Genomic DNA, 18,315 nt, shown 5'->3' on the forward strand with positions numbered 1-18,315 from the left:
GCGCTTCGTGAGTTCCGGCATGCGGCTCCAGGCTCTCCCTCGGTTGCTCACCAGGGGCTTTACGGGCGCGCATGCCGGCTCTCGACGCCTAGAGTACGGGGGCGGCGAGACATAAGGGCTTCTCAGGCGGCTGTACGCGATCCGATGCCCGAGATTCGGGCTTCGAGATTCCGGACGCAGTGTTCGGGATTCGGTGTTCGAAACTCAGGGTTGGAAACTCAGGGTTGGAAACTCAGGGGCCGGGGCTCAGGGTTCGAGATTCAGAGGCGAGACCCCAAAAGCAGGAAATCCCGCTCTTGCGAATCCCGAATCCCGAATCTCAAACCCAACCTCACTCCTCGGCCTGCTTGAACGCCCCCGGCGCCGAACCAAAGTCCCCGTCCGCCTGCGCCGCCATGTAGGCCCAGGTCACATACACGGCCACGTTCTGCGCCAGCTGCTCCGGATCGACTTTGTCCAGCGTGTCGTCGGCGGTGTGGTGGTAGTCGAAATAGCGCGTGCCGTCATTGGTCAGGCTCAGGGCGGCCATGCCTTCGGCGTGGATGGGGCTGAGGTCGGGGCCGCCGTTGCCGCGGCCCATGCCGCGTTCCACGCCCAGCGGGGCCAGCACCTGCATCATGCGGTCTATCGCCGGCAGGGCTTCGGGCTTGACGCTGGCCTGCAGGCGCCAGATGCGGTCGCTGCCGAAATCCGATTCCGAGCCGAGGATGTGCTGCGCCACTTCGTGCTTGTGCGCGGCGGCGTAGGCCTTGCCGCCGTAGAGGCCGGCTTCCTCGTTAGCGAAGGCGACGACGCGGATGGTGCGTTTCGGCGCCTGCGGCAGGCGGCCGATCATGGCGCCCACGCTCATGCCGATGGCCACGCCGGCGCCGTCGTCGATGGCGCCGGTGCCCAGGTCCCAGGAATCCAGATGGCCGCCCAGGATCACGACTTCGTCGGGCTTCTCGCTGCCGGTGATGTCGGCGATCACGTTGGCGCCGGTGTATTCGCCGTCCATGCCGCAGTCCAGCTGCAGCTTGAGCTGTACGGGCTGGCCGCGGCGCAGGGCCTGTTCGATCAGGTCGGCATCCGGATTGGACACGGCTGCGGCGGGAATGCGCTTGCCGTCGGGCTTCCAGCTGGTCACGCCGGTATGCGGCAGGCGATGGCTGTCGGTGCCGGCCGAGCGCAGCACGAAGGCCGCCGCGCCGAGTTCCGCCGCGATGGCCGGGCCGCGGCTGCGGATGGGCGAACCTATGCCGTAGTCGTGGCCGTCCTTGTGCGCCTGCATGCGCGCGCTGACGAAGACGATCTTGCCCTTGACGTCCTCGGGCCGGGCCGCCTTGAGCGCATCCAGGCTGTTGAACATCACCAGCGGCGCGGTGATGCCACCCTTGGGCGTGCCGGGCGAGTAGCCCAGCGCGGTGACGGCGAGCTTTTGCGCGAACGGTGAAACCAGCGCGGCGCTTTCACTGCGCCGCACCCACTTGGGATAGGTCACCGGCTCGCTCCAGACCTTGTCGAAACCCAGCGCCTTGAACCGCGCCACGGCCCAGTCGCGCGCCTTCTGGTCGTTCTCGCTGCCGGCCAGGCGCGGGCCTATCTCGGTGGTCAGGGATTCGAGGATTTCGTAGGCCTGCTTGTCCTTGAGCGCCGCATCGCGCAGGGCGATGGCCTGGGTCACGGCCTCATCCGGGATCGTGGTGATGGATGCCGCGCCGGCGGCCGTGGAGAGGAGGGCGAGCAGGGCACAGGGCAGGGCGCGCAGCATGGGCAGGTCTCCGGCGGCAAAGCGCCTATCCTGCCATGCGGCCGGGGCGGCCGATCTAGGACTAAGGTCATGCTGCGGGGCGTAGTGCCGTAGCGGGATTCGGGATTCGCGAGCGGATTCCCGAATCTCCAGTCCCGAATCCCGGCATTTCCCGCAACATCGCCGGCCTGGAGATACAGGCGCCGGTGCTACGATGACTGCCGTAGTCATTCGGGGAGATGACGATGGCCTCGTTCGCGCGATGGAGCCTGGCGGCCGCGCTGCTCTTGTGTGCCTGTACCTCGTCGCGCTACAGCGTCGAGACCGGGCGCGAGCGGCCGCGGCATGTCGCCGAATACCTGCGCGAGGAGCGCGCCGAACATGCGCAGCGCAACAGCGGCGCACTGGAGCGCGCGCAATTGTTCGCCGCGCGGCGCCTGCCCGCCGGCGAGCGCGAACTGCAGCCGCAGCGCTGGTTCCAGGCCGAGCAGCGCCTGCGCCAGATGCAGCGCCACGTGCCGGGTCGCGGCGGCCTCGTGGCCAAGGACGCCAGTCTCAAGGGCGCGCCGCAATGGCAATGGCTGGGGCCGGCCAATGTCACGGGGCGTACGCGCACGCTGGAATTCGATCCGCGCGACAGCCGCGTCCTGTATGCCGGCGGGGTTTCCGGCGGCGTGTGGAAATCCGTCGATGCCGGCGCGAGCTGGCAGCCGCTGTCGGACGATGCGGTGAATCTCAATATCGGCGCGCTGGCGATAGATCCGCAGCAGCCCGACACGCTCTACGCCGGCACCGGCGAGCTGTACCGCGACAGCGGCATGCCCTGGTCGCCGATGAGCGGCTCCGGGATTCTCAAGAGCGTCGACGGCGGCGTGAGCTGGAGCCCGCTGCTGGCGACGCAGAATGCGGATTTCCGCTATGTCAGCGATATCGTGTTCAGTCCGACGGATTCGCGCCGGCTGTACGCGGCGACCAACAGCGGCGTATGGCGTTCGCGCGACGGCGGCGCCACGTTTGAACGCCTGCTGCGTCCGGCCAGCGACCAGGACCTGGCGCGTTACGAAGGCTGTACCGACCTGGCCATCCGCGCCGATACCGCGCAGGACTGGCTGCTGGCGACCTGCGCCTCGCGTTCCACCGCGGACCGCTACTGGCTGCCGGGTACGGTCACGCCGCCGGCCTGCGGCGGGCCGTGTCCGGCGGCGATCTTCCTCAATACCGACGCGGGCAACGACGGCCAGTGGCGCAGCGTGCTGTCGGAGGCGGGGCAGGGGCGCACTCAGATCGATATTCACCGCGCCGATCCGCGCGTGGTCTATGCCGTTGCCGCAAGCATCGCGCCGGGTTTCGACCGCGACGGCGACGGCCATGGCGACTACGACAACGGCCTGCACGCGCTGTGGCGTTCCGACGATGGTGGCCAGACCTGGCAGGCGCGCCTGCGCAATGATTCGCCGGACCTGCTTTCCGCCAGTCTTTTCCATTTCCACTTTGCGGTGAACCCGCGCGCCTGCAACGACAGTTCCCCGCCGGATTTCTACGGCGCGGGCTGGTACAACAACGCCATCGCCGCCGATCCGGTCGACGCGGACACGGTCTGGGTCGGCGGCATGACCCTGTTCCGCTCCACCGACGGCGGACGCCGCTTCAGCCTGGCCAGCTATTACTTCGCCCAGGACGATTCCTACGTCCATCCGGACCAGCACCGCATCCGTTTCCATCCGGATTACGACGGCGCCTCCAACCAGCGCATCTACAGCACCCACGACGGCGGCATCTCGGTCAGCGACAACGCGCGCGCGCCGCTGGGCAGCGGCGATGCCGCGCTCTGCCAGGCCCTGCCGGGCAACCGCGTTCGCTGGCGCGACCTCAGCCGCGGCATGGGCACCACCCAGTTCTACGCCGGTGCGGTGTTTCCCGACGGCAGCCGCTATTTCGGCGGCACCCAGGACAACGGCACCTGGCTGGGCGGCGACGCGGCCGGGCCGTATGCCTGGCGCCACATCTACGGCGGCGATGGCGGCTTTGCGGCGGTGAATCCGGTCAACACCAATGTGCTCTATGCCACGGCGCAGTACATCTCGCTGGGCAAATCCACCAACGGCGGCAACAGCTTCGCCGATGCGGTGAACGGGCTGGCTGACCAGACCCTGTTCATCATGCCCTACCTGATCGATCCCAATGCGCCGGACCGCCTCTACGCCGGCGGCCTGCGCCTGTGGCGCAGCGACGACGGCGCCGGCCGCTGGCGGCCGGCCAGCGCGCGCATGGGCGGTTCGGCCTTCGGCAACCGCATTTCCGCCATCGCGGTCGCGCCGGGCAATCCGGACCGCATGCTGGTCGGCAACCAGGCCGGCATCTTCCGCAACCAGGCCGCGCTGGCCAGTACGGCAACGACGGAATGGGCATCGGCGGCGCCGCGCGCGGGCTGGGTCTCGCGCCTGGCCTTCGATCCGCTGGACAGCAATATCGCCTATGCGACCTATTCCACGTTTGGCGGAAACCACGTGTGGAAATCCAGCGACGGCGGCGCCAGCTGGCAGCCGCTGGACGGCAGCGGCGAGGGCGCATTGCCGGATGTGCCGGTGCACGCCATCGCGATCAACCCGCGCAATACGCGCGAGCTGTACCTGGGCACGGACCTGGGCCTGTTCGTGTCGCTGGACGGCGGCGCGCACTGGGCGGTGGAGAACACCGGCTTTGCCAATGTCATCACCGAAGACCTGAAACTGGTCGCGCCCGCCGGCCAGCCGCCGCGCCTGTTCGCCTTCACCTACGGCCGCGGCGTCTGGCGGGTGGACCTGGGCGATTTCGACGGCGCGGCCGACTACCGCATCGACAGCCGCATCGCCGGCATGTGGTGGAACCCGCAGCAGGACGGCCACGGCCTGATGCTCGAACCGCTGGCGATCGACGGCGTCACCCAGGTGCTGATCAGCTGGTTCGTCTACCAGGACGGCGAGCCGTACTGGCTGCTCGGCGTGGGCCGCGCCGACGGCGGCCGCGTGAAGGCGCGCATGACGGCGAGCCGCGGCGCGAATTTCCCGCCGGCGTTCCGCAGCGCCGACGTACAGCGCGAAGACTGGGGCGAGGTGGAACTCGAATTCACCACGCCGCGCCGCGCGATCCTGCGCTGGAACGGCGTACTGCCCGGCTTCGGCAGCGGCGAGACCGCGCTGGAACCGCTGGCCCTGGCCGCGCTGCCGGCGGACGATCCGCCCGGTGCGCAGCTGCGCGCCTGCCACAGCGGCAATTGGTTTCAGCCCGAGCAGAGCGGCCACGGCTTCTTTCTGCACGTCACCGACGCCGGCGGTGTGCGCCAGCTGCTGGGCGTCTGGTACGTGTTCGACCGCGGCAAGCCGCTGTTCCTGGTCGGCGCGGGACCGGTGCAGGGCGACAGCGCGACATTGACCCTGGGCCTCGCCAGCGGGCCGGATTTCCCGCCCGACCACGATCCCGCCACCTTGCAACGCCGCACCTGGGGCACGGCGACCGTGCGCTTCAGCGGCAACGATACGGCACGGATCAGCTGGACGCCGCAGCTGCCGGGCTTCAGCGCCGGCAGCCTGGACCTGGTGCGGCTGACGGCGCCGCTGGGGCGGCGCTGCGACTAGCCTCCGGGGCGCCGGCCCGGACCCCGGGGCCGGCGCTTCCCAATCGGCGATCCCGCACTATCATCCGCCGTCCGGTACCTCGCGCCGGTCTATCCATTCAGGGATCAAGCAATCAATGAAGATTACCGGCCTGCCGCTGGCCTGCGGCGTTTTCGCGCTTTTTCTGGGTTCCGCCGTCCCGGCGGAGGAATGGCGGGGACTCGGCCCCGATGGCGGCGACATGGTCCGCGTGCTGGCCGATCCGCTGGTGGCTGGGCGGGCCTACGCGGTCGGCCCGCAGGGTATGGCGCGCACCAGCACTGCCGGTGCCAGCTGGGCCGCGGTGGGTTCGGGGCCGGCGGTGTTCAGTACCGCCACGCCCTGGGGTTTTGCCGCCGACACCCAGGTGCAGGACAGGCTGTATTTCATCGACTACACCGGCCGCGTGCTACGCAGCGACAATGCGGCGTTGAGCTGGTCCGCGACGGGCTATACCGTGCCGGATTTCAGCGTGCCCGGCCTGCTGCCGAATTGGACCACGCTGACCGCGGTGCCGGGTGCCGCAGGCAGCCTGGTGCTGACCCTGCACGACGGCTTCATCCTCAAGAGTACCGACGCCGGCGCGAGCTTCGATGTCCTCAGCCCGCAGTTCGCCTACCAGCATCGCGCCGTCGTGTCGCTGGCGATAGACCCGGCCAATCCCCAGCACATGCTGGCGGCGCTGGGCTATATGGACGACGACATGGAAAACGTGGCCACGCTCCAGCGCAGTACCGACGGCGGCGCGAACTGGTCGCCGGTCATCGGCGTACCGGCGATGGGCGAGGGGACGTTTGTCGCCTTCCACAGTCAGCAGCGCGCGACGGCCGTGCTGGACGGGGCGCTGTACTTCAGCACCGACAACGGCCAGAACTGGCAGGCGTACGGCACGGTCAGTTACTACGGCTCCACCGTCGTGGAAGCTCCGGTGGGGCCGCAGCGCCTGATCCTGAAATCTGACCAGGCCTGCATCAGCTTCACCAACGATTTCACCCAGTCCGAGTCCTGCGAGAATGGCTGGCCGGCCGGCGCTACAGCCCGGCATGTGGCTGCAGTGCGTGATGGCCCACAGGGCTTCCGCCTGATAGCCGCTGCCAGCGGGCAGGGCACGGTGGCGTATTTTCCGGAAACCAATCGCTGGGAGACCCGCAATCGCGGACTGCAGATAGCGCCGGTGCGCGGTCTTGCGCTGCAGCCCGGCGATTCGCGCCGCCTGTTCGTGGGCAACGCGACGAGCGACATCCGGCCGGAACTCGACCGCCTGTTCGCCAGCAGCGACGGCGGGCAGAACTGGGACGGCCGCATCAACTTCCTGGCGCGCTATATGCGCGGTGTGGAAATCGATCCCACGACCGCCAGCGAACCCGGCACCACGGTGATGTACGCCGCGGGCACCACCCAGCGCCGCGCTGGCCAGCCGTATAACAGCGGCATCTACAAAAGCAGCGACGGCGGAGTGGCCTGGATGCCCCTGGACAACGGCTTCCCGCCGAGCAGCAACGGCGGCGTGCTGGTCTACTCGGTACGCCAGGTAAAGCTGGACCCGCGTTCCTGCGCGCAGCCGCCGGCGCAGGGACCGTGCCGGCAGGGCCCGCTGAACACCCTCTACGCGGTGACCAGCGGTTCCGGCAACGGCCAGACGGTATACAAAAGCACGCAAGGCGGAAACGCCTGGCAGCCGGCCAGCACAGGCTTGCCTACGATCATCGAAGATGCACAGGGCGTCGAAAACCTGCAGCCGATCGATCTGGAAATCGACCCGCTCAATGGCGATCTGTTCCTGTCGGCCTTCTGCGACTACTACAACGACGACAACAGCGCCCGGGTGCCCGTCATCCGCTGCGGCGTGTTCCGCAGCAGCGACGGCGGTGCGAACTGGCAGCACCGCAGCAATGGCCTGCCGCTGGTGGCAGGTTCCGCCACGACACATCAGGATGTCCTCGCGCTGGCCGTGCATCCGCGCCGCGCCGGTGTGCTGTGGGCTGCCGTGACCGCGCTGACGGCAGGCGACAGTTCGTCGACCATTTATCGCAGCACCGATGCGGGCGCGAGCTGGGCGCCCGCCAGCGCTCCGCTGGCGGGCTGCATCGTCAGGGATCTCCAGGTCGACGGCGCGGCGCCGGAGGTGATCTATGCCGCGGGATCGGGCGTGGCCGGCGGTGTCGGCTGCGTGCTGCGCAGCGAGGACGGCGGATCAAGCTGGACCCCGCTGGGCGTCGGCCTGCCGCTGACCTGGATCTACGATCTGCGCCAGGACCCGGCTGACCGGCGCCGCATCCTGCTGGCCTCGGATCGGGGCGTCTGGGAAGGCATGGCGCCGTCGGACAGGATCTTCACTGATACGGCGCGCTAAGCCGCATCGCGAGTAGGCCCCACGCCGCGGCAGCATCCGCCGCGGCGCGAATACGACGCTGCCGCGAGCGAGCGGGATAGTCGTCGTCGGCAAGCGCGCTGCGGCCGCGCCTTGCCTGTGGCGCTGCTGCCCTGCCGGACGTCAGCGCCATGCAAGCGGCGCAGCGCCGGATTACGCGGCGATGCGCCGCCGCCGTTCCCGGCCGCGCGGCTCAGCGCGGCGGATTGTTCTTCAGCAGATCGCGGATCTCAGTCAGCAGCTGCACGTCGGCCGGCGGCGGCGCGGGCGCTTCTTCCTGCTTCTTGATGACGCGGTTCATCACCTTGACCACGAGGAAGATCGCGAACGCGACGATGACGAACTGGATCATGGTGTTGAGGAAGGCGCCGAACTGGATCGCCACTTCGCCCTTGCCGTCGGCGCCGGCGGCCTGCAGCACCCATTTGTAGGCGGAGAAATCCACGCCGCCGATGAGCAGGCCTATCGGCGGCATGATGACCTGATCGACCAGCGACGTGACGATCTTGCCGAAGGCGGCGCCGATGACCACGCCGACGGCGAGGTCGATCACATTGCCGCGCATGGCGAAGGCTTTGAACTCGCTGAAGAAGCTCATGCTCAGGTCTCCTTGGAATGGGGGCTGGGCCCGCAGGCGCGGCAAGTGTAGCCCGCGCCGGGCGGAGCGGCGCGGACGGATTTTTTCAAAGTGTGTCGTTGCCGCCTGCATCACATATCCGCCGCGGCGCTGCCGCAGACGGGATTTTGCTGCCTTGTGGCCGGCCCGCGGCTCAGACGATGCGGCCGCGCAGGCTGGCGATGCCGCCGAGGGTCGCCTCGAAGCTGTCGCCGCGCTGCAGCGCGGCCACGCCGGCGGGCGTGCCGGTGAAAATCAGGTCGCCGGCGCGCAGTTCGAACAGCTTGGAGAGTTCGTGGATGATCTCCGCGCTGTTGAAGATCATCTCGCCGATGTCGCTGTTCTGGCGCGGCTCGCCGTTGACCAGCAGGGACAGCGTGGCGTGCTGCGGATGCGCGTCGTGGCTCACCGGGCGCAGGGCGGAGACCGGTGCGGAGGCGTCGAAGCCCTTGGCCACGTCCCAGGGCAGGCTCTTGGCTTTGGCGGCGGCCTGCAGATCGCGCCGGGTCAGGTCCAGGCCCACGCCGTAGCCGAAGACATGGGACAGGGCCTCGTCCACGGCGATGTCGCGGCCGCCGCTGCGCAGGGCGATGACCATTTCCACTTCGTGGTGCAGGTCGGCGGTGGCGGAGGGATAAGGCACGTCCTTGCCATCGGTGACCACCGCGTCGGCCGGCTTGAGGAAGAAGGTGGGCTGGCTGCGGTTGACCTCGGCGCCCATTTCCTTGGCGTGGTCGGCGTAGTTGCGGCCCACGCAGTAGATGCGGTGCACCGGGAAGCGCAGCTCGCTGTCGAGCACCGGGACGCTGGCGGTCGGCGGGACGGGGATGACGTAGGACATGAGGGGCTCGTGGCGGGAATGCGGATTCCGAGCATAGCAATCGCTTCCCGCGCTTGCCCACGCGCTATAGTCCGCCCATGAGCGCCAAGCCCGAGGCCGCCGAAACCCGCACACTCGACCGCTGCACGGCGCTGGATGCGCGCCTGGTCGCGGCGATACGCGGCATCCGCCTGTTGCAGGTCGTCAGCTGGCCGGCTTCGGCGCAGCAGCGCTTCATCGACGACTGGCGCCGCGGCCAGCACAAGCTGCCGCAGGTGCGCTACACGCCGCCGGATCTCGCCGCCGCGCGCGAGGAACTGATCGCCATAGGCAAGCAGGCTGATCCGGGTCATCCGGTCGGCGACTATCTGCGCCGCAGCGCCGAGTCCTGGCGCGTGGCGACCGAGCTGCTGCTGTCGGTGGGCTCGCCGGCGGTGACGGATCATTCGGTGCATCTGTACGGCCGGCCCGGCGACCATCTGCCCGGCTCGGAACTCACCAATCTCGATGCGGCGCGCCATTTCATCGGCCTGGCCGGCGAGCTGGATGCGGAAATCCTCGCCAGCGAAGCCGATTACTGCATTCCGGCGGAAACCCTGCAGGCGGAGCTGCAAACCCAGCTCGACGCCTTCTTCCAGTTCCACAAGATCAGCGTGGAGATCGATCCCGACCTGATCGCCAAGGCCGCCGCCGGGCCCACCCGCATCCGCCTGCGCTCGGCCACGTGCTTCACCGAATACGACCGCCATCAACTGGTCGAGCACGAGGCTTTCGTACACTCGCTGACCGGCCTCAACGGCCGCGAGCAGCCGCACCTGAAATCGCTGGGACGTTCCTCGCCGCGGGTGACGGCGACCCAGGAAGGGCTGGCGGTGTTCGCCGAGCTGATTTCCGGCTCCATCGACATCGAGCGCATGAAGCGCATTTCCCTGCGCATCGTCGCCATCGACATGGCCCTGTCGGGTGCGGATTTCATCGACGTGTTCCGCTATTTTCTCGAAACCGGGCAGACCGAGGCGGACAGTTTCTCTTCGGCCCAGCGCGTGTTCCGCGGCGTGCCGGTCAGCGGCGGCGCGGCCTTCACCAAGGACAATGTCTACCTGCACGGCCTGCTGACCGTGCACACCTTCTTCCGCTGGGCGCTGAAGCAGCGCCGGCTGAATCTGTCGCGGGCGCTGTTCGCCGGCAAGATGACCCTGGGCGATGTGATCGCGCTGGAACCGTATTTTGAATCGGGCTATATCGCCCAGCCGCTGTACCTGCCGCCCTGGGCCCAGCGCGCCAACGGGCTGGCCGGCATGCTGGCGTTCTCGCTGTTCGCCAACCATATCCGCATCGCCGCGGTCGAGGCCGACGATCTCTTGCTGGGCGTCTGAGCCGCGCGGGCACACGGCGGCAGGGGTTTTCCCGCGACCGGCTCATGCTGGACTGCAAAGAAATGTTACCGGTCCGCCGCCGATGCCGGTCCCGGGCTAGGCTTGCTTGTCATTTTTACAGCCGGTACCGCACCGGATGTACCCGCTGCACGCTTACGGCGCCTGCCGCAGGCGGCGGTTGAAAACACAGCCGGCGTTTCGCCGGCTGTCGCGTATCCGCATCCGGCTCCGCCGGATGTCCCGCTCACCAGGGGGAGCAGGCGCAGTCCGAGAGCTGCGCATGGGCCCGGACACGGCGGCCAGGACGGTCGCCGTGTCATCTTCCGAATCGTTCAGGGCTGCGCCGCCGGTGCGGCAGCCTTGGCCTCCCAGCGCAGACTGCGCACCAGCGCATCCAGTCTGGCCAGATCCGGCTGCAATTCCTTGCCGCGTTTGCGCAGCAGCGCGTCGATGGCCGCTTCATAGCGCGCATCGGCCGCGCGGTCCGTATCCAGCTGGGTAAGAGTGAAGCCCAGGTGCGTGTCGTCGTCGCGCCCGGCCAGGCCGGACAGGGCCAGTGGCATGGTCAGCAGCACGTAGTACTGCCCGTCCGTGGTCAGTCCCTGGAATACGTAGCTCAGCTGGCCGGACTGGGCGAAACCCACGTCAGGCACGAACTGGGTCAGTACGCGAATGCCGCGGCCGCCGGCGAATGCCAGCGCGCGGCGCTGCACGGTGTACTGCGGGCTCATGTCGAGGAAGGGCAGGAAGGGCCAGTCGCGCACGGCGTCGGGCGGGCCGTCCAGCCAGCGCTGCAGGGCGCGGTATTCCGTGCGGGTCCAGGTGTCCTGCTGGTTTTCCACCGGCGAGAGTATGGACAGATAGGGCTGCACCGGTATCAGGTACAGCGCTGCGGCGAAGAACGCATCCCTGTCCTCCTGGCCCGGCGCGAGATCCACGCGCAGGTGCGCCGGCAGGTTGTAGAAATTTGGCTTGAGATGAGTTCCGCTGACGGCGAACTCCTGCCGTTCCTGTTCGTTGTACAGCGGGTTGGCGTCGACGGCGGTGAAACCGGCCTGGCTGCCGCGCGGCAATTGCAGCGACCAGCCATCGCGGCTGAGCGTGGCGGCGGAGGCGGCGCCGGTCGGCGTCAGCGCGAACGCGAGCGCGAGCGCGAAGACGGCGGCGCACAGGCGATGGCGCAGGGACATGGCGAGGGGCTCCGGCAGTGCGGGCGCGCAGTATAGGTGGGGCTGCGCAGCGTCGCAGGCGTGATGGTGAAATCCGCTCCGCGTCCGCAGCTGTTCGCGACTTGTCTGCCGATGCCGCGGCCGCCGCCATGCCCCGTCTGCGCGTGCATGCAACGGCCGGGGCCGCGCGATCACGCAGTCGCCTGCGCCGGTGCGGCAAACGGGCGCGCGTTTCAGACGCACCGTTGCGCCGGCTGCCGGCCGGGCGCACAAGGCGCCGGTGCTGTGCGTGGCCCACGAAACGGATGTGCGGCGTTTCAGCGGGGCCTGTCCGCGCCGGATCCGGCGCAGGGACAGATGTGCGTCCTTGCGCTTACGGCTGCCAGCCCTGGGCCTGGGCGCGCTGTTCCGCACTGAGCTGGCCGCCCAGGCGTTCCAGCTGCGCGCGCGCGGCCGCGCTGCGGGCGGCGTCGCCATCGCCGTTGCGCAGATACAGGCTGAGCCAGCGATAGGCCTGCAGCGGATCGTCGGACACGGCTGCGCTGAGGTAGTGCGAGGAATTGGCTTCGTCGGCGCGGCCTTCTTCCAGGCCCTGCGCATAGGCCATGCCCAGCGCATAGGCCGCGTCCGCATCGCCGCCGCGGGCGCGCTCGCGCACCATCAGCGGCGCGCGGCGCGCCCAGTCGATCATCTGGTCCAGGTCGCGGCTGTAGCCGAAGGCCAACGGCGGGTCGTTGATGAATTGCCAGAAATCCTTGTCGCTGCCGTTGCGCGCGGCGATCTCGCCCAGTGCATAGCGCACGCCGGGGCCCTGCGGTGCATAGCCGCGGCACTCGTCGAGCAGGCGCTGCTGCAGCGCGCCCAGGGCCTGGCGGCGCTGTGCTTCGTCGCCGATGGCGAGCGCCTGCTGCAGCTGCGGGTCGACCGTGCGCAGGCGCGGATGGCCGCGGCTGGCGGCGCGGCTGAATTCGCGCGTGGGCAGGTCGCCGCTGTAGCCGTTGAGGCCGAATTGCAGCATGGAATAGCAGCGGCCGTCGCGCTCCAGCCACTCGCGCGCGGCCGCGGCATCGCCGGCTTCGGCGCGCTGGCGCAGGGCGTCCTGCGCGCTTGACCACGACGGTCGCGCCGGCGGCAGCGGCGGATGCGGAAGATTGCGCAGGCTGAGCGTCTGCGCGGCGGCTTCGCCGAGGCGTGGCAGCCGCACCGTTGTGGATGTTTCCACTTTGTCTGGTTGCGTGGCGGCGGGTGCAGGCGCCGCTGCGATGTCCGCCGCGGCGGGCCGCTGCAGCCGGGCGTAGCCGTAGCCGCAGGCCAGGCCGAGCAGGGCAGCGGCGAGGAGCCAGCGGGCACGCATCAGAGCCGCCCTCCGGCGCGGCGTACGCCGTCGCACAGCGAGCTGCTGCGCCAGAAATCGCGCGTGCCGGGCAGCGGCGCCTCGAAGCGGATGCGCGCGCGCGCCGCGGCGGCCCAGGCGTCGGCCTGGGCGACCTGCGCCGGCGTCAGGCGCTGCGCATGCTGCTGCATGACCTCGGCCAGGCGCGGCGCGGCTTCCGCGCCCAGGGTCTGGCGCGCGACGGCGGCGTAGGCATAGGCCCAGTAGGGCTGGTCGCCGAGCTGGCCGGTCCAGGGGCGCGTGCCGCGCGCGGGCTGCCAGGGCGAATACATGGCCGAGAGTGTGGCGGCGGCTTCGGGCAGGCCGCCTTCGAAGGCCCGGCGCACCATGTCGGGCGCTTCGGATTTCCAGCGCTGGCTCCAGTCCTGCCATTCGGGACTGAGCAGGTCGCGCTGCCATTCATTGGGGGCCAGCGCGTAGCACAGGCGTGCGGCGTTGTCGCCGGCCAGCGCGGCGGCACGGATGAATTCGCCGCTGCGCGCGATCTGCGCCGCGTTGATGCCGGCGCAGCGGCGTTCGGTTTCCTGCGCGCGCTGCAGAAAGCGTTCGGCAAACTGCAGGCGGCGTTCGGCTTCGCCGAGGCCGTCGTCGCTGCCTTCGCGGCCGCGGCGCGGCCGCGGGCCGCGCTCCTGCGCCGCGTCCGGCCCAGCGCCGCGCGCGCCGCGGCCGGCGCGGTCGAGAATGTCTTCCACCGCGTCGAACTGGCGTTCGCTGTTGGCGCACTCGGCCATGTCGTCGGCCAGGCGCCGTGCCGCGGCCGCATCGCCCTGCAGCGCCTGTGCGGCAAGCTGGTCGAAATAATCGGCGACGGGCAGGTCGCGCGGCGGCAGTGCGGCTGCCGGCGTGTTCGCGGCCTTGCCGGCGGCGGGCGCGGCGGTTGAGGTTTCTCGCGGCGGTGCGGGTTCGGGTGCGGGTGCGGTTTGCGCGGCGCTCGCCGGTGCCGCCGCGGCGGCGGCAGGTGCTTCGCTGCGTCCCAGCCAGGCGCCGGCAGCCGCGCCGCCGGCGAAGAGAGCGACGAGCAGGACGCTGTCGCGCAGGGTATTCGCGTTTGCCATCAGCAGCGCCGGCGGAAGGTCGTTCGCATAGTGCCAAGCCGCGGCCGCGGCGGCGACAGTCGCCGCGCGGACTGTTCAGTCATTCCCGGACCTGGCCTGGCGCTGGCGATAGTCGGCAAGCCAGGCTTCGGCCTCGGCGCGCTGGCCCGCGTCCAGCCGGTTGCCCAGCGCGGCCAGCCATTCCTGCGCCTGGTCGGTGTAGCGCGGATCGGCGTGCATGTGCACGTACAGGCTGAGCCAGCGGTAGGCCTGCACCGGATCGTCCTCCAGCGCGGCGTTGAGCGCCTCGTTCGGCGGCAGCATGGCGGGCAGGCCGCGCCGGCCGTCCTGCGCATAGGCCATGCCCAGGGCGAACACGGCGTCCGCATCGTTCTTTTCGCTGCGCGCCTGCAGCTGTTCGGTCACGCTGCGGCGCCATTGCTGGCGCCGGCCGGTGTCGTCCGGCTCCAGCGGCGGCTGTTGCACGAAACGCCAGAACGCGGCCGGCGGACCCTTGCGCGCGGCGGTCTCGGCGATGGCGTAGCGTTCGGCCGCATCGCTGCGCACGTAGTCCTTGCACAACGCTTCCAGGCGCAGGCTGATCTCGGCGGCGAGTTCCTGGCGCTTGGCCGTTTCCAGGCGCGGATCGCTGAGCAGGGCGTGTTCCTCGCCGCTGATCTGGGCGTAGCGCGGCGGCTGGCTCATGAGGGCATCGAGGTTGTCGCCGAAATAGGCGCCGAGATCCGGCTTGCCTTCGGCCTGGATCCGGCGGCAGGTGTCGTCCACTTCGCGCCAGCGGGCGGCGGCCTTGCCGTCGCCGGCCAGGGCGCGCCGGGCCAGCTGGTCCTGCTCGGCAGACCAGGCGCTGGACTGGGGCGGGGGCAGTACGGCGGGCGGTGTCTCCGGCGCGGCGGAGGCGCTGGGCGGTGCCGACGGCGGATTGGCCGGCGCCGGCGTCAGCACCGCGACGGCGGCGCGCGGCGCGGGGGCTTCCGGCGCCGGCGGCGCAAGCAGGAAATAGGCGGCGGCCGCGGCGGCGGCGAAGGCCAGCAGGGCGAGGATCCAGCGCATGGACGGCTCCGGGCAGGGCGGAAAGCGGGCGACAGTGTGCCAGGATAGCGGCGTGCCTTTGCCGGCGCGGCGAGTTTCCGCCGGCGCCTGCGCTGTCGTCGTCTTTTCCGGAGCACCCATGCAAATCCTGCGTCTGGCCGCGTTCGCCGAAGGGGCGGAAGGCGGCAATCCGGCCGGTGTGGCCTTGCTCGATACCTTGCCGGATGCGGCCGTCATGCAGCAGGTCGCGGCCGACGTCGGCTATTCCGAAACCGCGTTCGCCGCGGTGCAGGACGGCGCCTGGCGCGTGCGTTATTTCTCACCCGGCTCCGAAGTGCCGTTCTGCGGCCACGCGACCATCGCCCTGGGCGCCGCGCTCGCATTGCGTCACGGCGACGGCGAATTCGCGCTGCAACTGAACCAGGCCGCGATCCGCGTACAGGGCCGGCGCGAAGCCAGCCGCATCAGCGCGACGCTGCAATCGCCGCCGACCTGGAGCCGCGCCGTGGCGCCGCCGCTGCTGCAGGACGCGCTACAGCTGTTCGGCCTGTCCGCGGCCGACCTGGATCCGGCCCTGGCGCCGGCGCACATCCACGCCGGCGCGGACCACCTGCTGCTGCCGCTGCGCTCGCGCGGCCGCCTGGCCGCGATGCAGTACGCGCTCGCCGCCGGACGTGAACTGATGCAGCGCGCCGGCTGGATCACCGTCGCCCTGGTCTGGGCCGAGTCGGCCCAGCGCTTCCATGCGCGCAATGCCTTCGCCTCGGGCGGCGTGTACGAGGATCCCGCCACCGGCGCCGCCGCGGCGGCCTTTGCCGGCTACCTGCGCGACGCGGCCTGGCCGCACGAGGGCGCCATCCAGATCGTGCAGGGCGAGGACATGGGCATGCGTTCGCTGCTGCGCGTGGATATGACAGCGGCAGCGGGCAGCCCGGTACAGGTATCCGGCGAGGTGCGGCTGCTGTAGTGCGCTTCGTGTACAGTTCCACAACCGGCGCGCGGCCGGCTGCGCAGGGGGCGCCGGCAGTGATCAACGTCGTGGTCGATCTTTCCCATCACAACAGCAGCGTGGATTTCGGCCAGCTCGCCGCCGCCGGCATCGCCGGCGTGCTGCACAAGGCCAGCCAGGGCGCGGACTATGTCGATCCGCTGTACGCCACGCGCCAGCCGCTGGCGCGCCAGGCCGGCCTGAGCTGGGGCGCCTATCATTTCGGCGACGGCAGCGATGCCGCGGCCCAGGCGGCGCATTTCCTCGCCAGCGCCCGGCCGGCGCCGGGCGATCTGCTCGCGCTGGATGTGGAAGCCAACAGCGCCGGCTCCAGCATGAGCCTGGCCCAGGCCGAGCAGTTCGCACAGTACCTGTTCCAGCACACCGGGCGCTGGCCCGGCATCTACGGCGGCGCCTATCTGAAGAACCTGCTGGGCAGCTCCACCACATCGCTGCTGGGCCACTGCTGGCTGTGGATCTCCGAATACGCTGCCCAGCCGGTGATTCCGCCGCTGTGGCCACAGTGGCGTTTCTGGCAATACACCGACGGCTCAGCGGGGCCGGGGCCGCATGCGGTGGCCGGCGTCGGCGTCTGCGACCGCGACCAGTTCAACGGCGATCTGGCCGGCCTGCGCCAGCTGTGGCCGGCGTCCGCCAGTTCCGCCTGAAGCGCGCTTGACAGTCAAATGCGAATCATTATCATCTGGTTCACCCCAACCGGGATCCGGAGCCAACCATGTCGGTGATGACGTCCACTCTTGCACTCCAGGCCAACCGCAACAATGCAGCATCCCGGCCGGCAGCGGCGGCGCCGGCCCAGCGTCGCGTCGACAGCCGTCTGCTGCTGCGCGAATCGCGTGAACTGGTGATCGAACATCTGGGCCAGGAATACCGTCTGCGCCGCACGCGCAACGACAAGCTGATCCTGACCAAGTAACACGCCGCGCCCGCACCGGTCGCACGCTGCGCTTCCGGCGCAGCCGCACAACATCCACGTCAGAGCAGCCAGCCTGGGCCGACCGCCATCCCGGCCCCCACTGCCAGCCAGCTCCGCGGCGCACAGGCATTGCTTGGCGGCACTGCCGCGCCCCCTCATCTGCAGAGGCTCGCATGTACAAGCTGCCCTTCCTGCGTAGTCGCAGCGAGACGCGCTTCGCCGGCGGCGACGCGGTCGTAGCGCGCAGTCCTGTTGATTCCGCCACCGTGCTGCAGGCCATCGCGCTGCCGCCGTCGCGGCCGCTGGCGGCGCTCACCCGCCGCTGGCCGGCGCTGGGCCCGGTGCTGTGGCTATGGCGCGCGCCCGGCGGCTGTGCTGCGGACCTGAGCCAGGTGGCCGGCTGGAATTGTGTACACCGCATCGAACCCGACGGTATCTGCGAGGCGCTGCGCTTCTTCCGCGACGACGGCCGCGAACAGGCGCGCCTGTATCTGCTGCCCGACAGCGACTACCTGGCCTGGGAGCAATTACTGCAATGCGTGCCCTGCGGCACGCCCGAGCCGGCGCACAGCATGCACCAGCGGCTGCGCGCGGCGGCCTGGTCGCGGGTCGGCCATGCCTGGCAGGGGGCGATCGTGCGTTTCTGTCAGAGCGCCGAGGCCGCGCGGCCCTGGCTGCTGGCCGAAGTTGCGCCGCCGGTCTCCGTGACCGGGCGCCGCCGCGCCGCGGACATTTGCGCCGGGCTGGATGCGCTGCTGAGCGGCTGAGCTGGTATGCGATCGCGCGGTGATGGCGGCGCTGCTGGTACGGCCCTGCCTGCCGGGGCGTCGCGGTGCGTCCGCGGCGCTCGCCGCCGCGGCTTGTTCATCGGGCGCCTGATCGCTGCGGCGATCGGGGCCAAGGTCCTGCTGTATCCGGTGCGTACTTCTTTTGCGGATTTTCCGCCCGTCCCGTGACCGCTGCGGCGATCGGGTGCCGGGCCGGCGTCCTTGCAGTGTCTATCTCAAACCCGGATCCGCTGCCCGGGGCTCCCTGCATTCACGCTTCGACCGTGTCGGCCTTGCGCGGCAACGGCGCCGGCGGCGCGCGCAGCGGCCGCGACACGTAGCCGACCGGCACGGCGGGCGCTGCCGGTACGGCCGGAACCGGCGGCGGCGCGGGCGGCGTGGCCGGCGCGGGCGGAGCCGGGGCGGCCGGGGC

14 protein-coding genes are annotated in these 18,315 nt (G+C 70.1%); 7 read left to right on the forward strand and 7 right to left on the reverse strand.

The window, feature by feature from the left end; translation table 11 throughout:
* Window positions 1-331: 331 nt before the first annotated feature.
* Complete coding sequence (locus NM961_RS23210) at window positions 332-1,747, reverse strand: M28 family peptidase (protein WP_255916826.1); 1,416 nt, start codon at window positions 1,745-1,747, stop codon at window positions 332-334.
* Window positions 1,748-1,974: 227 nt separating this feature from the next.
* Here NM961_RS23210 and NM961_RS23215 point away from each other — a divergent pair, with 227 nt between their 5' ends.
* Complete coding sequence (locus tag NM961_RS23215; RefSeq protein ID WP_255916813.1) at window positions 1,975-5,343, forward strand: beta propeller repeat protein; 3,369 nt, start codon at window positions 1,975-1,977, stop codon at window positions 5,341-5,343.
* Window positions 5,344-5,458: 115 nt separating this feature from the next.
* The gene (locus NM961_RS23220) at window positions 5,459-7,714 is read left to right on the forward strand and encodes a WD40/YVTN/BNR-like repeat-containing protein (protein ID WP_255916814.1); all 2,256 of its coding nucleotides are present in this window, start codon (window positions 5,459-5,461) and stop codon (window positions 7,712-7,714) included.
* Window positions 7,715-7,925: 211 nt separating this feature from the next.
* Here NM961_RS23220 and mscL read toward each other — a convergent pair whose 3' ends face one another.
* Both mscL and NM961_RS23230 read right to left on the reverse strand, forming a co-directional pair.
* A complete protein-coding gene (gene mscL / locus NM961_RS23225; protein WP_255916815.1) occupies window positions 7,926-8,330 on the reverse strand; it encodes a large-conductance mechanosensitive channel protein MscL in 405 nt (134 codons plus the stop codon).
* A 172-nt stretch (window positions 8,331-8,502) separates the two neighbouring features.
* Window positions 8,503-9,189: a fumarylacetoacetate hydrolase family protein gene (locus NM961_RS23230; RefSeq protein ID WP_255916816.1), complete on the reverse strand. Its 687-nt coding sequence runs from the start codon at window positions 9,187-9,189 to the stop codon at window positions 8,503-8,505.
* A 77-nt stretch (window positions 9,190-9,266) separates the two neighbouring features.
* On the opposite strand from NM961_RS23230, the gene NM961_RS23235 reads away from it, so the two are divergent.
* Window positions 9,267-10,544: a peptidase MATCAP family protein gene (locus tag NM961_RS23235; RefSeq protein ID WP_255916817.1), complete on the forward strand. Its 1,278-nt coding sequence runs from the start codon at window positions 9,267-9,269 to the stop codon at window positions 10,542-10,544.
* Between the two features lie 332 nt (window positions 10,545-10,876).
* On the opposite strand, the gene NM961_RS23240 is transcribed toward NM961_RS23235, so the two are convergent.
* The 4 genes from NM961_RS23240 to NM961_RS23255 form a co-directional block, all read right to left on the reverse strand.
* A complete protein-coding gene (locus NM961_RS23240; RefSeq protein ID WP_255916818.1) occupies window positions 10,877-11,734 on the reverse strand; it encodes a hypothetical protein in 858 nt (285 codons plus the stop codon).
* A 352-nt stretch (window positions 11,735-12,086) separates the two neighbouring features.
* Window positions 12,087-13,067, reverse strand: a complete 981-nt coding sequence (locus NM961_RS23245) for a hypothetical protein (RefSeq protein WP_255916819.1) — start codon at window positions 13,065-13,067, stop codon at window positions 12,087-12,089.
* Complete coding sequence (locus NM961_RS23250) at window positions 13,067-14,161, reverse strand: hypothetical protein (protein WP_255916820.1); 1,095 nt, start codon at window positions 14,159-14,161, stop codon at window positions 13,067-13,069. The genes NM961_RS23245 and NM961_RS23250 overlap by 1 nt, the downstream gene beginning before the upstream one ends.
* Before the next feature lie 75 nt (window positions 14,162-14,236).
* Complete coding sequence (locus NM961_RS23255; protein ID WP_255916821.1) at window positions 14,237-15,211, reverse strand: hypothetical protein; 975 nt, start codon at window positions 15,209-15,211, stop codon at window positions 14,237-14,239.
* Window positions 15,212-15,329: 118 nt separating this feature from the next.
* Here NM961_RS23255 and NM961_RS23260 point away from each other — a divergent pair, with 118 nt between their 5' ends.
* From NM961_RS23260 to NM961_RS23275, 4 genes are all read left to right on the forward strand, one after another.
* Complete coding sequence (locus NM961_RS23260) at window positions 15,330-16,157, forward strand: PhzF family phenazine biosynthesis protein (protein WP_255916822.1); 828 nt, start codon at window positions 15,330-15,332, stop codon at window positions 16,155-16,157.
* 8 nt (window positions 16,158-16,165) lie between these two features.
* A complete protein-coding gene (locus tag NM961_RS23265) occupies window positions 16,166-16,846 on the forward strand; it encodes a glycoside hydrolase family 25 protein (RefSeq protein WP_255916823.1) in 681 nt (226 codons plus the stop codon).
* Window positions 16,847-16,923: 77 nt separating this feature from the next.
* A complete protein-coding gene (gene hemP, locus NM961_RS23270) occupies window positions 16,924-17,115 on the forward strand; it encodes a hemin uptake protein HemP (protein WP_439334246.1) in 192 nt (63 codons plus the stop codon).
* A 173-nt stretch (window positions 17,116-17,288) separates the two neighbouring features.
* Window positions 17,289-17,882: a hypothetical protein gene (locus NM961_RS23275; RefSeq protein WP_255916825.1), complete on the forward strand. Its 594-nt coding sequence runs from the start codon at window positions 17,289-17,291 to the stop codon at window positions 17,880-17,882.
* Window positions 17,883-18,315: the final 433 nt, after the last annotated feature.

Source organism: Tahibacter harae (assembly GCF_024437735.1).
Classification (GTDB): domain Bacteria; phylum Pseudomonadota; class Gammaproteobacteria; order Xanthomonadales; family Rhodanobacteraceae; genus Tahibacter; species Tahibacter harae.